We start from the raw sequence: 17,981 nt of genomic DNA, 5'->3' as shown, positions 1-17,981 counted from the left end.
GGAGATTAGAATGAATTCAAAAGCAGTTAAAATCTTACTTGAAGTACTTGGAGCCGTTGTGGTAAGTGCGATATTATCGTTTATCCCACAAGAGGCACTTCCATTTGTCGTAGACCTTGCGATTATCCCATTAATCTTCGTGGCATTACGTCGCGGTTTAGTGTGGGGATGCATTGCGAGCGTGTTGTTCGGTGTCATCCATATGTTTCTTCATCCAAGTGGAGCAGGATACTTTATGGTTCCTTTCCACGATTCTGTAATGGCATACGGATTCGTAGGTGTTGCAGGATTCTTTGCACGTAACACCGTTCGTACAGCCTTCAATGCGCGTACATCATCAACAACATTAAACGTTGTGACAGCAAGCTTTATCGCAACTTTTGTGAGCTATGGGTTCCATGCGATTGGTACTGCCATCGGTGCACCGTCTCTATTCTCAGCTGATAAAGTAGCCTTAGCACAAGGTTTCTTCGGCTTTGGCATGAACTTTGTAGTGACATTAGTAGTGACACTTGTACTTTTAGTAACACCAATTTACGTGAAACGTTCGCTATATATTCCAAAAGGAACACGTTTCTTATCACGTCGCGAACAATCACATTTATTAAACGATTAATAGTAAAAAAGAGAAAGACCCTGATTCGTCGCGGTCTTTTTTCTTTCAATTTTGAGAGGAGAGCCAATGGCATTTATTAGTTCGATTCTTTATATCATCATTTTACTCAATACCATTGCCGCAATTATCACGGTGTTTCGTGAGCCTCGTGAAATTGCTGCGACATGGGGATGGTTGATTGTCCTTGTGATGTTACCGGTCATCGGATTTATCATCTACTTCTTCTTTGGTAGACGTATTCGTAAAAAACGCATCTTTAATTTGCGCGCCCAAGAAACAGTCGGCCTGCAAGAATTAGTCGAGCAGCAGCAACGAGACTTGGCCTATACGAAGGAGAAAATCGGTCCTGCGAAATTTCGCTTTAAGAACCCGTACCAAGAAGAATTAGCATCCTTCTTCCTGGAAGCCGATGATGCGATTATTACCGAGAATAATGATGTAGAGATTTTTGTGGACGGACAAGAGAAGTTTGACCGTCTAAAAGAAGATATTAAAAACGCCAAACATCATATTCACTTACTTTATTACATCTTCAACCAAGATGAAATTGGCGAAGAAATCATGCAACTCTTGATCGATAAAGCCCAACAAGGGGTCGAAGTGCTTGTCATTTATGATGCCCTAGGGTCACGTATGACACGCAATTCTTTCTGGAATAAGCTGCATGAAGCAGGCGGTCAGTCTGTTGCATTCTTCGGGTACACACTTGGGTTTATCAACTGGCGTATTAACTACCGTAACCACCGTAAGATTGCGGTCATTGACGGTAAAATCGGTTATGTTGGCGGTTTTAATGTTGGCGATGAATATTTAGGCAAAGGCCCGCTTGGCGCTTGGCGTGATACGCATATTCGTATTGCCGGAGATGCGGTCTATTCATTGCAATCGCGATTCTTAGTCGATTGGAATGCCGCGGTTAAAGAGGAAAAAAGACGTGAATTTATTCCTGAGTATTTTCCGTTAACTGAAACCAAGGGAGAAAATACGATGCAAATCGTCTCAACTGGTCCAGATAGCGATGTTCAGAAAATCAAGTTTGGCCTTGTGAAGATGATTTTAATGGCGAAGAAATCAGTGTGGATTCAAACTCCATACTTTATCCCGGATGAGAGTATTCAAGAGGCGCTGTCAATTGCCGCGATGTCTGGAGTGGACGTGCGCATCATGATTCCATGTAAGCCGGACCATCCAGTCGTCTACCGTGCGACAGAATACTATTCAAGCCAATTATTGAAATCAGGCGTGAAGATTTACGTGTATCAAAAAGGATTCCTTCATGCCAAGATAATGGTCGTCGATGGTGAAATGGCAACCGTTGGGACTTCGAATTTCGATATGAGAAGTTTCCGCTTAAACTTCGAAGTGAACGCCTTTGTTTATAACGAACAGTTCGCTAAAAAAGTCGAAGAGGAATTCGTCAATGACTTGAAAAACTGTACCATCGCAAATGAAAAATACTTCGAAAAACAAGATCGCTGGAAGAGATTTAAACAGAAATTCGCAAGATTGTTTGCACCAATCTTATAGTTGTTAATTAGATTGAAAAATGCACTCACAATAGCATTTGTGAGTGCATTTTTTATATTGCCTTAATCGAAAAAGTCCAAATATGGACATGTCCATATTTGGACTTTTTAGCCTTAGCTCAATTTGATAGTTAAAAAAACATTACCAAATATGGTAATTACCATATTTGGTAATTGCGGATTAATCTAATTCCATGCAAGCGACGATTTGTTCCACATTCAAGATGTGAGTGATGTTTGATCCTTGTTCTAAGAACACAAAGTGATTATTCATTTGAATAGGGCTCTTGATTGTACCGTTCTTCGTGAATGTAATTAAATTCCCAGCGTTATCGTATTTCTCGAAGTGGAGTACGATTGATTTCTTGAAGTAGAAACTGTGGTGAATTTGTTCAACCACGTCAATCAGTGGCATAACAGTTGGTTTAAAGAACACATCTCTTTCTTCATATTCCTCTTGAGAGACTTGTAGTTTATTGATTAATGGTTTGATAAATGATGTAAATGTTGATTTGCGTTGTTCCATTTTCGATACCCCCGAACGTTTGTTTGCATATTTATTATACGAACAAATGTTCTAAAAAGCAATAGAAAAGAAAAAATTTTTCTAAAAAAGTTGTGTTTCTTCCTATTTATAAAGTTTGAGTTTGCCCGAAATTATGGGAAATTAACGTTTGAATGAAAGCAAAATAAAGTTTATAATAGTAAAGAAAAGCATTTTACTATTCGTGAAAGCGAATGGATTGGAGGTGTCACATGAGTCAAGAGATTCTAAATTCTGTTTTGGCCATTGAGTCTGAAGCAAAAGCGTTGAAGGAAAAGTTCGATGAACAATTATCCCAAACGAATGCTGCGACAGATCAACGAGTGAACGAAGCTAAATCGAATATGGAACATTCGTTAGAAGTCTACAAAGCTGAGTTGAAAGAAAAAAATCAACAAAAGAAAGCAGAGTTCGAAGCGAAAGTGAAAGAAGACGAATTAGCAGAAATTGCTGCGCTGAAAGAACGTTTCAATCATCTGAAACAGGATTTAGTTCAGGATACTGTGAAGGAGGTGTTGAAGAGATATGGCAATAGCTAAAATGAATAAGGTGATGTTGATTGCCCCAACGGACAAACAAAATGACCTATTGGATGCTATTCAAGAATTACAATCTTTAGAAGTAACCTCGCTAGAACAGGCGAAAGAACTATTTACCGAAAATTCCATCGCTTTACAAGAAGCCGATGCAGATGGGATTAACGCTCTTCAACAGAAATTTGAAGGGATTCATGCGGCTATTACTTTTGTCGAAAAAAATCAAAAGCAACCGTCATTAATTCAAAAGTTAAAAACGCCAAGAGAGCAATTTGCACTTTCTGAATTACAAAAAGAAGTACAAAACTGGGACACTGATGGGTTAGTGGAACATGTTGAAAGTATTCGTAACACGCTTCGTAAAAAGGATGACGAATTAAAAGAGCTTCGTGAGAAAGAGGCCTTGCTTCGTAAGTGGAGCGCCCTTGATTTCTATCCGAAAGATATCTTTAAACATCCATATACGAAAACGAAAATGGGGACGATTCCTCAAGCGACGGATAATGCGTACTTGGACGGATTAAAAGAGAGCGAATTGATTTCCGTTCACGAAGTGTATCACACACGTGAAGAAATCGGAGTATTGGTGACATATCCACGAAAAGCACAACAAGCTGCCAAAGAAGAGTTAGCGAAAGCACACTTCAGTATTGTATGGTACGCGTTTGAAGAAGCTCCTTCTGTTGAGTTGGAAAAAAATCTAAGAGCGCAACAAGCAGTTGTGGATGCTAAGAAGAAAGTGTTAGACGACTTACAAGAAGAAAAAGACCTTCTTCGCAAGTTACAGCTTTCTGCGGAAGTGACCTATAACGAATTACAAAAAGAACAAGCCAAAAATGGATTGGTGAATGGTCAACATGTATTCGTGCTTCAAGGGTGGTTAACTACAAAAGCAGTCGAAGACGTTGAAGTTCAACTCAAAGAGAAGTTAGGAGAAGGCGAACATGTCTTCTTACCACTAGAGATTGCTGAAGAAGAATACGAAGAAGTGCCAACTGTTTTAGAAAACAATGCCTTCTTACAACCATTCGAAAATCTAACAGAAATGTATGGATTACCAAAATACGGAGAATTAGACCCAACGCCTTATACAGCACCATTCTATCTCGTCTTCTTCGGGATGATGGCAGCGGACTTAGGCTACGGAGCGCTTCTCTGGTTGGGAACATTCATCATGTTGAAGTTCTTCCATTTTGATAAAGGAATGAACCGCAACTTGAAGTTCTTCCACTTACTAAGCTACCCAGTAATGATCTGGGGGATTATTTTTGGATCAGCATTCGGTGCGGATTTACCATTCCAGCCACTATCACTTTCAAAAGACCTCATTACGATTATGATCTTATCGATTATCTTCGGGGTTATTCAAATTATGGTCGGCTTATCACTTGGGGCTTACTCAAATCTAAAGAAAAAAGCTTATGTTGATGCCTATACGAGTCATCTAGGATGGTTAGCGATTATTACGGGAATCATTCTTTATGTCTTAGGCTCAATGGTACTCAATATTTCTTGGATTGCGACAATCGGTTCATCGATTGCGATTATTGCAGCCGTTGCGATTGTAGTCGTAACTGTCTTATCAAGTGAGAACAAGTGGGGCGGTTTGGCGAGCGGTCTATATAACTTGTACGGAATTAGTGGATACGTAGCAGACGTCGTGAGTTACACACGTTTAATGGCTCTAGCAGTATCAGGGGGAAGTATCGCGAGTGCGTTCAATATGTTGGTAGGATTCCTTCCACCAGTTGCACGTTTCACAGCAGGTATCTTCTTAATCGTAGCCTTACAAGGGTTGAATATTTTCCTTTCATTCCTTGGAGCTTACGTTCACGGCTTACGTCTACAGTTCGTTGAATTCTTTGGTAAATTCTACGACGGCGGCGGACACGCATTAAAACCGTTCAAAACATATGAAAAATACGTTGATATTAAACAACAGAAATCAGAATAAATGGAGGAAATATAATTATGACAAACTGGTTAACATTTTTCGCTGAAAATGGTGGAGGGCAAATCTTTGCTGCTCTAGGGATGGCAATTGCCATTATCTTCTCAGGGATTGGATCATCAAAAGGGGTAGGGATTGCCGGTGAAGCAGCAGCTGCCTTAATTAAAGAACAACCTGAAAAATTCGTTCAAGCATTAATCTTACAACTATTACCTGGTACACAAGGGATCTACGGATTCATCGTTGCCTTCTTCATCATGATTAACATGTCAGCTTCAATGACTTTAGCAGCTGGTTTATACTTATTCATGGCAGCTTTACCAATCGCATTCACTGGTTTATTCTCAGGGATTGCCCAAGGTAAAGTAGCAGCAGCAGGTGTACAAATCTTAGCGAAAAAACCTGAAGAATCTACTAAAGGGATTATCTTTGCCGCAATGGTTGAAACTTACGCAATCTTAGGATTACTTGCTTCTATCTTAATTATCATTAACAAAGGTTAAGAGGAGGGGTATTCTTGAAAGATTTAGAGCAACTAAAACAACTTATTCTAGCGGATTTAGAAAAAGAATCAAAGCAGCGAATTGAGGTTGCTACTAAAGAACAAGAAGAACGCATCAATCAAATGAATGCACAATATTCGCAACAAGAAATGGCGAAGAAAACTGCATTAAAACAAGAAGCAAAATCACAATACGAAAAAGAGCAACAGACTATTTTGAACGCAAGTAAAAAAGAAGTCTTGCGCGTCAAACGTGAACTTCTTGAAAGTGTATTTGAGGACGTTCTACAAGTAATGTCTACCTGGAGCGGGGAAACATTACGTCTCTTTATCGAGTCAGCTATTCGCAAATTACCAAAACAACAACAAACAACACTTACTTTTGGAGAGGAAACTGTTTCTCGTTTGAGCGATGAAGACAAACATGCATTAACTTCGCAATTTGCCTTTGTCCACATCGACGAAGCAACACTTCCAAAGAAAGCAGGATTTGTGTTGAAACAAGAAGGTATCGAATATAACTATTTATTCGAAGCATTAATTGAAGATTTAAAAGAAGAATATTCACCTATCTTAGCTAGAAAAGCATTCATTGGGTAAGGAGGGATGGAATGAATGATTTAGCCTATTCAGGAGTGAATACGACCGTTCGTATTCTTGAACAGCAATTACTGTCCAAGGAACAATTGAATGGGATTCTCGTATCTAAATCCTTACAACAAGCATTAGAAGCCTTGCAAAAGACAAGTTATGAGGTAGATGTACAAGAAGTTCTCGAATCAAGACAGTTCGACCCAGTCCTAGATGCCCATTTGAAGCGCAACTATGATGAGGTATTAGAACTCATTCCGGATGCATCACTCCTTGATGTATTCTCGATTCGTTACACTTACCATAATTTAAAAGTTCTTCTAAAATCGAAGTTCTCTGGAAAAGACTTAAAACATTTATGTATACCGTTAGGACGTTATTCTTTCGATACATTAAATCAATTAGTCGAAACTCAAGATTCACTTGATGTACCAGATATCATGATTGAAGGGGTTCGTGAAGCGTATGCCGATTTTGAAAACTTTGGTCGCCTAGAAGCAGCCGATGTATTTATGGATCGCTACTATTTCAAACATCTTCGACTCATCGACCGTATAATGAATCAAGAGGTCATCCATCAAATCGTGAACATTATGATTGATATGGAAAATATCACGACTTTAATTCGTGCCACTAAGCAAAAACAATCACGCTCATTCTTAATTGGTGTGTTGTCTAGCGAAGGTACTGTAGATAAGACTTTATTAATCGACGAAGTGCTTGAAAAGGGCACAGAGGCTCTTGTTGACCTTTATCGTCATGTTCCATACTATGATAAGTTTGTTGCGATTTTAGAACAGGAAGAACATCCAGTCTTTGCATTGGAATTATTAAAAGAAGAATTGATTCATCAGATTCTAGAAGAAGCGACTTTTGAACCATTTGGACCATTGCCAAGTCTAGCGTATATTCATGCGCTTGAGATGGAAGTTAAAAACCTCCGTCTATTACTGGTCGGTGTGGACAATGAGTTTACAGAAGAACAATTAAGAGAAAGGATGCGACCAGTTTATGTCTCATAAAATTGCCGTAGTTGGCGACAAAGATTCCATCCTTCCTTTTAAAATTTTAGGATTTAACGTGTTCCCTTGCCACGAAGCGCAAACGGCACGCAAGATGATTGATGAACTTAGTGAAGAGGAAGTCGGCATCATTTATGTAACGGAAGCAATTGCTAGTCAGATTCCGGAAACGATTCGTCGTTATGATGCGGAAATTTCACCAGCCATCATTCTCATTCCGAACCATAAAGGGTCTTTAGGAATTGGAAAATCAAGAATTCAAGAAAATGTTGAAAAAGCGGTTGGACAAAACATCTTATAACCAACCAATACACGAAACTAAGGGAGGTACCTCAGTGAAGATCGGAAGAATCGTAAAAGTATCAGGTCCTCTTGTGACTGCTGAAGGAATGGAAGATGCGAATATTCAAGATATTTGTCGTGTAGGTCATCTAGGCCTTATCGGTGAAATCATCGAAATGCGTAAAGATATTGCATCCATTCAAGTATATGAAGAAACTTCAGGAATTGGACCAGGAGAACCCGTCGAAACAACAGGGGAAGCATTATCTGTTGAATTGGCGCCAGGGATTGTATCTCAAATGTTTGATGGGATTCAACGTCCCCTCAATAAATTTAAAGAAGTATCACAAAGTGACTTCTTAGTCCGCGGAACAAACGTGGATGCACTTGACCGTGAAAAAGAGTGGGAATTCATTCCTACTGCATCAGTTGGTCAAGAAGTCGAAGCCGGAGACATTATTGGTTATGTACAAGAAACAAAAGTTGTACAACATAAAATCATGGTGCCTTACGGTGTTAAAGGTAAATTAGTAAAAGTGGAAGCTGGGAACTTCAAAATTGAAGATACAGTGTACCAAGTTGAAACAGAATCAGGCGTACGTGATTTCAACTTAATTCAACGTTGGCCAGTACGTCGTGGGCGTCCATATAAAGTAAAGAAAAACACTGAAGTTCCAATGTTAACAGGGCAACGTGTTATCGATACTTTCTTCCCAGTAACAAAAGGGGGAGCAGCAGCTGTACCAGGACCATTCGGAGCTGGTAAAACAGTGGTGCAACACCAAATTGCGAAATGGGCTGACGTGGATATCGTAGTGTACGTAGGTTGTGGTGAACGTGGAAACGAAATGACAGACGTATTGAACGAATTTCCTGAATTGATTGACCCAGCAACTGGCGAATCCATCATGGAACGTACGATCTTAATCGCAAACACTTCTAACATGCCAGTAGCGGCTCGTGAAGCGTCTATTTATACAGGAATCACGATTGCGGAATACTTCCGTGATATGGGATATAACGTAGCCATCATGGCAGACTCAACATCACGTTGGGCAGAAGCGCTTCGTGAAATGTCTGGACGTCTAGAAGAAATGCCAGGGGACGAAGGTTACCCAGCTTACTTAGGAAGCCGTATCGCAGAATACTACGAACGTGCAGGACGTGTTGAAACATTAGGAAGCGAAGGTCGTGAAGGGACTATTACAGCCATCGGTGCCGTATCACCTCCAGGGGGAGATACATCCGAACCAGTAACACAAAATACATTACGTGTAGCCAAAGTATTCTGGGGATTAGATGCAACATTGGCGCAAAAACGTCACTTCCCATCTATGAACTGGTTAACGTCTTACTCATTGTATGACCCAGAAGTGGGTAAATACATGGATGAGAATGTGCATTCGAACTGGTCTGAATTTGTTCAACATGCAATGAACACATTACAAGAAGAAGCAAGCTTAGAAGAAATCGTTCGTTTAGTTGGTCTTGAATCATTATCTGAACGTGACCGTTTAACAATGACAATCGCGAAATCTCTTCGTGAAGACTTCTTACAACAAAACGCGTTTGACGATGTCGATACATTTACATCACGTGAAAAACAATATCGTATGTTAGAGCTCATCTTAACGTTCGAAAAAGAAGCGCGTAATGCGATGAAACTTGGTTCTTACTATGCGGAAATTATGGATGGAACAGAAGAAGTACGTGACCGTATTGCTCGTTCTAAATATATTCCAGAAGCTGAGATTGCACGCTTTGAAGAAATTAAAGCTCAAATCAAAGCAGATATCGAAAAAACAATTCAACGTGGAGGGATGACACATGCTTAAAGAGTATCGTACGATTAGTGAAGTTGTTGGCCCTTTAATGATGGTTGAACAAGTCGAAGGCGTTAAATATGATGAGTTGGTTGAAATCCAATTACAAAATGGTGAATTACGTCATGGACAAGTACTAGAAGTAAACGAAGATAAAGCGATGGTTCAGATTTTTGAAGGACCAAGCGGCATTAACATTCGTGATACAAAAGTACGTTTCCGTGGTAAACCATTATCATTAAACGTATCTGAAGACATGATTGGTCGTATTTTTGATGGAATGGGGAACGTGATGGATAATGGTCCTGAAATCCTTCCAGAAGCGACTTTAGACGTAAACGGACAAGCGATTAACCCAGTTTCTCGTGACTATCCGGATGAATTTATACAAACAGGGATTTCTGCCATTGACCACTTGAACACACTTGTTCGTGGACAAAAATTACCAGTATTCTCTGGTTCAGGGCTTCCTCACAAAGAGTTAGCGGCCCAAATCGCGCGTCAAGCGACTGTATTAAATAGCGATGAAAAATTCGCGGTAGTATTTGCTGCAATGGGGATTACCTTCGACGAAGCGGAATACTTCATGGAAGACTTCCGTAAAACAGGAGCGATTGACCGTTCAGTAATGTTCCTTAACTTAGCGAGCGACCCAGCCATCGAACGTATTGCGACTCCAAAAATCGCATTAACAACAGCTGAGTACTTAGCGTTTGAAAAAGGAATGCACGTACTTGTTATCATGACAGACATGACAAACTACTGTGAAGCGCTTCGTGAAATTTCAGCGGCTCGTCGTGAAGTTCCAGGACGTCGTGGATATCCAGGTTACTTATATACAAACCTTTCTACAATCTACGAACGTGCAGGACGTATCGTTGGGAAACCAGGATCTGTAACTCAAATTCCAATCCTTTCAATGCCTGAAGATGATATTACTCACCCAATCCCTGACTTAACAGGATATATTACAGAAGGACAGATTATTTTGGACCGTGCTCTTGATAAACAAGGGATTCAACCTCCAATTAACGTATTGCCTTCATTATCTCGTCTAAAAGATAAAGGTTCAGGTGAAGGAAAGACTCGTAAGGACCACGCGCCAACGATGAACCAATTATTCGCGGCTTATGCAACTGGTAAACAAGCCAAAGAACTTGCAGTTGTATTAGGGGAATCTGCATTATCAAAAACAGATAAGAAATATGTAGAATTCACTGAACGTTTCGAACGTGAATATGTGGGACAAGGCTTCTACAAGAACCGTTCAATTCAAGAAACACTTGATTTAGGATGGGAATTACTATCCATCTTACCGCGTACGGAATTGAAACGTATTAAGGATGAGTTATTAGATGAATACCTTCCGGAAGGGGAGTGATTCATTTGACACGATTGAATGTCAAACCAACCCGTATGGAGTTGACGAAATTAAAGCATCGTCTTGTCGTGTCAAAAAGGGGGCATAAACTCCTAAAGGATAAACAAGATGAGTTAATGCGTCAGTTCATCGAATTAATTCGTAAAAACAATGCGTTGCGTGAGGCGGTTGAAGGTCGTCTTGTGGCAGGGATGAAGAGCTTCGTTCTGGCTAAAGCAACGTTGGAAGAAGCGTTTATCGAAGAGCTTGTGGCGATTCCACCACAAAGCGTATCCTTGGATCTTCAAGAAAAGAACATTATGAGTGTTTACGTTCCAGAAATGCATTTCACTGTGAAGGATGAAACAGAGGAAAGTGACTTTAAATATGGTTACTTAAACTCCAACAGTGAGATTGATGATTCTGTAGAACAAATCTCAAATGTATTAAATGAATTGCTAGAATTGACGGAGATTGAAAAAACTTGTCAACTGCTAGCAGATGAAATTGAGAAAACAAGACGTCGTGTAAACGCCCTTGAATATCGATTGATTCCACAATTAGAAGAAACGATTTACTTTATCGAAATGAAGCTGGAAGAAAACGAGAGAGCAAGTATCACTCGTATTATGAAAGTGAAAGATATGGGACAAAAATAACGAAAAGAGGACTCCTAGCAATGGTTGCTAGGAGCCTTTTTGATTTAATTTTGTTAATTCCTTGAAGAAATTATGAAAGCGTTTTAAATATAGCAAAATAGTACTAGTAAAGAGCAAAAAAGTCTAAGTCGACTTATCTGTGAAGTGCTAAAATTAATTATGGAAACGTTTTTATAATATTAAGGAGGGGTATTATGTATAATCGTCAAAATATGGAGAAGAGACAGCGCTTCTCTATTAGAAAGCTCACTGTTGGTACATGTTCAGTTATCATCGGGGCTTTCTTTTTTGGCACACTTCAACCAGTTTCTGCAACTGAAGCTGCTGCAACAGAGGTAGTAGCGACGGCCGTAGAAAACACGCCGGCTAGTGAGGCAGCCACTGCTGAAGAGAAACCAGCAGTAGAATCTGGTGCTGACGCAACTGAAGTAGCGCCAAAAGAAGAAAAAGAAGCAGTTTCTAGTGAAGCTGCAAACACGGAGGCAACTGATAAAGTAGAAGAAAAAGCTACTGAAGCAGCAACCGAAAAAGAAGAGGCTAAACCAGCTGAAGCTAAACCAGCTGAAGCTAAACCTGCTGAAGCTAAACCTGCTGAAGCTAAACCAGCTGAGGAAAAACCAGCAGAAGCAGCAACAGGTGAAACTCGTGAAGCGACTGGTGAAACTCGTGAAGCAACAGCCGAAGTGAAAAAAGAGTGGGACTCAGTAAGCCGTGTGAAAGGGAATGTTGAAGTCGTTGAAGAAGGCGGAGTACGCTACAACAAATTAACTTCAACAACAGCTAACGACAATGGAGCAAACGAAGCTTTATTCGAAAAAGCTGGATTACAAGCGGATGCGGAAGGAAATGTAAGCGTTGACTTAACGTTCAAAGCAAATTCAGCTCCTGCAGAAACTCGCTTTGGGGTATATCTAAAATATAAAGATAATGACAACAATATCTTTGTTGGGTATGACAAGGGCGGTTGGTTCTGGCAATATAAAGGACCAAATGTAAACACTTGGTATAGTAAGACTCGTGTAGAAGCACCTAATATTGGTGAAGAAAATCATCTATCTATCGTTTACAAGAAAGATGGTCAATTAAACGCTACAAATAATGGACAAGCTTTATTTAGTACAGAAGTCGTTCCAGAAGCTGTCAAGAACGCTTTAGCTGATGTTAATAAAGTTTACCTTAAAGCGGGATCATATTATAAAGAATTAACATCTGTATCGATCAAAGCGGATAACCAAGAAAACATTAAGCCAGAAGAAGAAACTCCTGCTGTAGATGATGGTTTCCGTCGTAATGATCAAGATGTTCATTACGAAACTTTACAATCTGAACAATTAAAAGCAATCATCGACACGGCGTTTCCACGTGTTAAAGAATATGAATTAGATGGAAAAACGTTAACAGGTCAAGTTCAAAAATTAGATAAAATGTCAATCAACGGTGTGTTAGTCACTCCAGAAGTTCAATACCGTAAAATTGATGACACTACTGCAGAATATGTAATGACAGTGAGAAACGATGATGAATTCATCAACGCTGAAATCACTGTGAAATTACAATTAGTCGGCAACGAAATGCATTTCGATGTGACAAAAGTAGTGAACAAAAACAATGTTGAAATGGGTAAACCAATCGACAATGTTCGCAAATTAATCCAAACAATTGAATTCCCAGGAAACACACTTGTTTCTGTTGGTTCTAATAAACAAAATGCGAAATTCGACGGGGCTCAAATGTCTACAAACACACATAGAGCAGGAGACTATCATTTAGACTTGAAGACAGGCAAGATGAATGATTACGCATATGGCTTCATGTATGGATTTGTTTCTTCAAATGAATTAGCAGCATCCGTTTGGAGTAACTCGCAATTTACTTACCAAGGAAATGACTTTGCACGTATAACTACTGCACTACAAAGAGTTGATGGAGTCAACTACATTGGTATCCAAAGCTCACCTTACTGGTACCAACGTGCTTATAAGAACTTAGTATTCCCTGAATACACATTAGACTTACCAAGTTCTAAAGTAGTCATTACAAAAGACTTAAACAAAGATAATGTTGTGGACTGGCAAGATGGTGCGATCGCATATCGTAATATCATGAACAATCCAAAAGGAGCAGAATCTGTTCCAGATTTAGTAGCGTATCGTATTGCGATGAACTTCGCATCTCAAGCGCAAAACCCATTCTTAATGACATTAGATGGTATTAAGAAGATTAACTTACACACAGACGGATTAGGACAATCAATCCTACTTAAAGGATATGGTAGTGAAGGTCACGACTCAGGTCACTTAAACTATGCAGATATCGGTAAGAGAATCGGTGGCGTTGAAGACTTCAAGAAATTATTAGCTAGAGCAAAAGAATATGGTGCTAAAATCGGTATTCACGTCAATGCTTCTGAAACATATCCTGAATCTAAATACTTCAGCGAAGCGATTTTACGTAGAAACTCTGACGGAACATATATGTACGGTTGGAACTGGTTAGACCAAGGTATCAACATTGATGCAGAATATGACTTATCACATGGACGTTTAGATCGTTGGAAAGAATTAAGAGAAAAACTTGGCGGCGACTTAGACTTCATCTATGTGGACGTTTGGGGTAACGGACAATCAGGGGACAACACTGCTTGGCCAACTCACGTACTAGCTAAAGAATTAAACGCTCAAGGTTGGCGTATGGCTATCGAGTGGGGCTTCGGTGCGGAATATGACTCAACATTCCAACACTGGGCTGCTGACTTAACTTACGGTGGATATACATTGAAAGGGATTAACTCAAATATCACTCGATTCATCCGTAACCACCAAAAAGACTCATGGGTGGGTGACTATCCAAGCTACGGTGGTGCTGCTAACTATCCATTACTAGGTGGATATAACATGAAAGACTTCGAAGGATGGCAAGGTCGAAGCGACTACGAAGGATATATTCGTAACCTCTTCGAAAACAACATTATGACGAAGTACTTCCAACACTACAAAGTATCTAAATGGGTGAACGGAAACCCAGTCGCAATGAGCGATAATGGTCAAAACTACAAGTGGACTCCAGAAATGGAAGTTGATTTAACAAATGACAATGGGGACGAAGTAAAAATTGTTCGTCAATCAAACGACCCTAACAGCCCAGACTACCGCAAACGTGTCACAACATTAAACGGCCGTGTGATCGAAAATGGCGGAAGCTACTTAGTACCATGGAACTGGGATGAAAACGGTAAAGCTTTAACAGGTGACAAAGAAAAGATGTACTTCTACACGACTGAAGGTGGAACAACTGAATGGACTCTTCCAGAAGATTGGACTGGAGATAAAGTATACCTTTACCGTCTAACAGACCAAGGTAAGAAAGATGTTGTAGAATTAACAGTCGGCGCAGACCGTAAGATTCAAATTACTGGCGATGCGAACCAACCATATGTACTTTACAAAGCTGCTCAAGGCAAGAAGACAATGGTATGGAGTGAAGGGCTACATATCTATGACCAAGGTTTCAACAGTGGAACATTAGATCATTGGGAAAAAACTGGTGACAGCGCTCATGCTGAAATCGTGAAATCTCAAGGAGCTAACGAAATGTTACGTATTCAAGGAAACACTGAACGTGTGACATTGAAACAACGATTAACAGACTTGAAACCAAATACAAGATATGCTGTTTATGTGGGCGTGGATAACCGAAGCGATGCACGTGCAGATATCACAATCCGTGTAGGCGACAAAGTAATTTCTAACTACACAAACAAATCAATTGCGAAGAACTATGTACAAGCACATGCGCATAACACACTTAAGAAGAATGCGACAGTGGATAATACAAGTTACTTCCAAAACATGTATGTATACTTCACAACAGGCGAAGATGTTTCTAACGTGACATTAGAACTTGGACGTGATGCAGATACAGCAGCAACTTACTTCGATGAAATTCGTGTATTTGAAAACCAATCTGTAATGTACAACAAAAAACACGACACAGAAAATGGTAAATTCAAACAAGACTTTGAAGAAGTGCCTCAAGGTATCTTCCCATTCGTAGTAGGGGATGTTGAAGGCGTACAAGATAACCGTACTCACTTATCTGAAAAACACAAACCGTATACACAACGTGGCTGGAACGGTAAGAAAGTCAACGACGTAATCGAAGGCAACTGGTCATTGAAGACAAACGGTTTATCAGGATATGACAAACTCGTTTACCAAACAATTCCACAAAACTTCCGCTTCGAAGAAGGCAAGACTTATAAAGTAACCTTTGATTATGAAGCAGGTTCAAATGGAGCATACTCATTCGTAATCGGTAATGGCGAAAATACTCGTCGTAGTAAATTAACGAAATACGACTTAGAAAACACTTGGGAAAATTCATCAACTCCTAAGAAAGTAAGCTACTATGTTACTGGTGAAAAAGGTGGAAATACTTGGATCGGTATTTACTCAAATGCGCGTGGTGCAGATACTAAAGGAGATTCAAACAATAACGAAATTAACTTCAAAGGTTATAAAGACTTCATGTTAGATAATCTTGAAATTGAAGAAATCAAGTTAACAGGTAAGATGCTTGTGGATGAAGCGTTCGATAAGAACACTCCAATTGTAAACGGCAACTACAAACAAGATTCGTTGAATGCATATAAAGACGCTGTAGCAGCTTTATTAGAAGCAGACGAAAACATTAGTGTAGATGATGCCAAAGCTCTTGTAGAACGTGTGAACGCAGCAAAAGAAGCTCTTGAAGTGAAACGTAGCGCTCCAGACTGGGATGATATTCAAGATGTTGAAGCTTCATTTGAAGAACAAGATAATCCTTGGTATGCATTTGATGGCAGCACAAACTCACTATGGCATACACCTTATGGAGTAGACAGCTTAGGTAAACCATTAACTGTTCGATTCCATAAACCAATGGAAGCAACTCGCTTTGAATATGTTCCTCGTCCTTCAGGACCAAACGGACGTGTCATGAGCGGTAGCCTAACAGTATTTGATGAAAACGACCAAGAACATCACTTCAACTTTACTGGTTGGGCAAATAACGCGAAGACAAAAGTCATTAACTTCGATGCTCCAATCAAAGTGAAGAAAGCTATTTTCACAGGTAATGAAACATACGGTGACTATGGTCATATTTCAGCAGCAGAATTACGCTTCGTTCTTCCAGTAGAAGATGATAAACCATTAGACGAAGCAGCATATAACGCTGAAGTAGAACGTGTTCGTAAGATTGACCGTAAAGATGCTAAAGAATACTTAGCAGCGGTTGAAGCATACAAGAATGGTCTTGCAGAAAGCAACTTATTAACACCAAATGCAATTAGTAAATTGGTAGAAGGCTTGAAAGAAATTAAGGAAACTGAAGTTCAACCGGATCCAGATCCAACTCCAGATCCAGAGAAACCAACTCCAGATCCAGAGAAACCAACTCCAGATCCAGAGAAGCCAACTCCAGATCCAGAGAAACCAACACCAGATCCAGAGAAACCAACTCCAGATCCAGAGAAACCAACTCCAGATCCAGAGAAACCAACTCCAGATCCAGAGAAGCCAACTCCAGATCCAGAGAAACCAACTCCAGATCCAGAGAAGCCAACTCCAGATCCAGAGAAGCCAACTCCAAATCCAGAGAAACCAACTCCAGACCCAGAGAAACCAACTCCAGATCCAGAGAAACCAACTCCAGATCCAGAGAAGCCAACTCCAGATCCAGAGAAACCAACTCCAGATCCAGAGAAACCAACACCAGACCAACCAGCTGTAGAATTACCTCTATACGAAACAGATGGTGTGAAGGTAACGGTTGATAAGGAAAAAGGTATTGCGAGATTTGAAGACGAAAATGGAGATACTCCAGTAGTCGTTGAAGTACCAACTAAACTTCTTGATAAGAACATCAAGATGCTTAAAGTTGAAAAAGTGGACGAAACAATTAAAGGTCTTGAAGGAAAAGAATATCAAGGTTATGAAATTACTTTCGTTGACAAAGATGGTAAAGCAGTTCGTGTTGAAGGGGATGCTAAAGTAACATTCCCAGTTGATAAAGAAGTAGATGGTGCATACTTCGTAACAAGCGATACAAAAGAAGTGAAAGAAAAAGTTGAATTCTCTAACGGAGAAAACAAAGTCGTTACACTTAACGTTAAACACTTCAGTTTATACGCAGTTACATTCAAAGTTGTTGCTAGTGAAACACCAGTAACGCCAACTACTCCAGCAACACCTGCAACACCAACAACACCTGCAACTCCAGCAGCACCTACTACACAAGTAGCAGCAGCTCCAAGTGCAGCCCAAGGAGAAAATAAACCAGCACCAGCGCCTGCAGCAGGTGAAGCAAAAGAAACATTACCAAATACAGGGGTAGAAGATGTAACTCCAGGAATCATTGGAGGAATTCTTGCAGCTCTTGGTGGATTAGGCCTAGCTGTTCCTAAAAAAGGTAAAAGAGACTAGGAATGAACGAAAATATCGAATGCATTGGACACTCCTAACCGGTCCAAACCATTTGAAAAAGTAGTCTGCCCTCAAACCGGTTCACAATGTGAGCCGGTTTTCTCT

Annotated in this window: 13 protein-coding genes; 12 read left to right on the top strand and 1 reads right to left on the bottom strand. The window is 40.0% G+C overall.

Translation table 11 applies throughout. The features are described 5' to 3' along the window. The first annotated feature begins 10 nt into the window (after positions 1–10). The gene (locus O3798_RS01115; RefSeq protein WP_371462619.1) at positions 11–616 is read left to right on the top strand and encodes an energy-coupled thiamine transporter ThiT; all 606 of its coding nucleotides are present in this window, start codon (positions 11–13) and stop codon (positions 614–616) included. Positions 617–682: 66 nt separating this feature from the next. Next, positions 683–2,143 carry a cardiolipin synthase gene (gene cls, locus O3798_RS01110; RefSeq protein WP_371462617.1) on the top strand — a complete coding sequence of 487 codons (1,461 nt, stop codon included), beginning with the start codon at positions 683–685 and terminating at the stop codon, positions 2,141–2,143. A 180-nt stretch (positions 2,144–2,323) separates the two neighbouring features. Here the strand turns inward: cls and O3798_RS01105 are convergent, their stop codons facing one another. Next, positions 2,324–2,668, bottom strand: a complete 345-nt coding sequence (locus tag O3798_RS01105; RefSeq protein WP_371462616.1) for a hypothetical protein — start codon at positions 2,666–2,668, stop codon at positions 2,324–2,326. Positions 2,669–2,898: 230 nt separating this feature from the next. Here O3798_RS01105 and O3798_RS01100 point away from each other — a divergent pair, with 230 nt between their 5' ends. From O3798_RS01100 to O3798_RS01055, 10 genes are all read left to right on the top strand, one after another. Then, on the top strand, positions 2,899–3,225 hold the full coding sequence (locus O3798_RS01100) for a hypothetical protein (RefSeq protein WP_048783878.1): 327 nt from the start codon (positions 2,899–2,901) through the stop codon (positions 3,223–3,225). Continuing rightward, positions 3,212–5,176, top strand: coding sequence for a V-type ATP synthase subunit I (locus O3798_RS01095; protein ID WP_371462614.1), 1,965 nt, complete (start codon positions 3,212–3,214; stop codon positions 5,174–5,176). Before O3798_RS01100 ends, O3798_RS01095 begins: the two co-directional genes overlap by 14 nt. A gap of 17 nt (positions 5,177–5,193) precedes the next feature. Next, complete coding sequence (locus O3798_RS01090) at positions 5,194–5,676, top strand: V-type ATP synthase subunit K (RefSeq protein ID WP_005605008.1); 483 nt, start codon at positions 5,194–5,196, stop codon at positions 5,674–5,676. 14 nt (positions 5,677–5,690) lie between these two features. Then, positions 5,691–6,275: a hypothetical protein gene (locus O3798_RS01085; RefSeq protein ID WP_371462612.1), complete on the top strand. Its 585-nt coding sequence runs from the start codon at positions 5,691–5,693 to the stop codon at positions 6,273–6,275. Between the two features lie 11 nt (positions 6,276–6,286). Then, the gene (locus O3798_RS01080; protein WP_371462610.1) at positions 6,287–7,288 is read left to right on the top strand and encodes a V-type ATPase subunit; all 1,002 of its coding nucleotides are present in this window, start codon (positions 6,287–6,289) and stop codon (positions 7,286–7,288) included. Further along, positions 7,278–7,589: a V-type ATP synthase subunit F gene (locus tag O3798_RS01075; RefSeq protein ID WP_371462608.1), complete on the top strand. Its 312-nt coding sequence runs from the start codon at positions 7,278–7,280 to the stop codon at positions 7,587–7,589. The genes O3798_RS01080 and O3798_RS01075 overlap by 11 nt, the downstream gene beginning before the upstream one ends. Before the next feature lie 34 nt (positions 7,590–7,623). Then, positions 7,624–9,405 carry a V-type ATP synthase subunit A gene (locus tag O3798_RS01070; protein WP_371462606.1) on the top strand — a complete coding sequence of 594 codons (1,782 nt, stop codon included), beginning with the start codon at positions 7,624–7,626 and terminating at the stop codon, positions 9,403–9,405. Further along, entirely contained in the window at positions 9,398–10,774 is a 1,377-nt protein-coding gene (locus O3798_RS01065) for a V-type ATP synthase subunit B (RefSeq protein WP_371462604.1), read from the top strand. Before O3798_RS01070 ends, O3798_RS01065 begins: the two co-directional genes overlap by 8 nt. Positions 10,775–10,779: 5 nt before the next feature. Beyond that, positions 10,780–11,412, top strand: a complete 633-nt coding sequence (locus tag O3798_RS01060) for a V-type ATP synthase subunit D (RefSeq protein ID WP_371462602.1) — start codon at positions 10,780–10,782, stop codon at positions 11,410–11,412. A 194-nt stretch (positions 11,413–11,606) separates the two neighbouring features. Continuing rightward, positions 11,607–17,876, top strand: coding sequence for a SpGH101 family endo-alpha-N-acetylgalactosaminidase (locus O3798_RS01055; RefSeq protein ID WP_371462598.1), 6,270 nt, complete (start codon positions 11,607–11,609; stop codon positions 17,874–17,876). The last annotated feature ends 105 nt before the right edge of the window (positions 17,877–17,981 follow it).

The organism is Granulicatella sp. 20925_1_45, from assembly GCF_041433555.1.
GTDB lineage: Bacteria > Bacillota > Bacilli > Lactobacillales > Aerococcaceae > Granulicatella.
The sequence above is the reverse complement of the archived record's forward strand: the minus strand, read 5'-3'. Positions and strand labels throughout refer to the sequence as shown.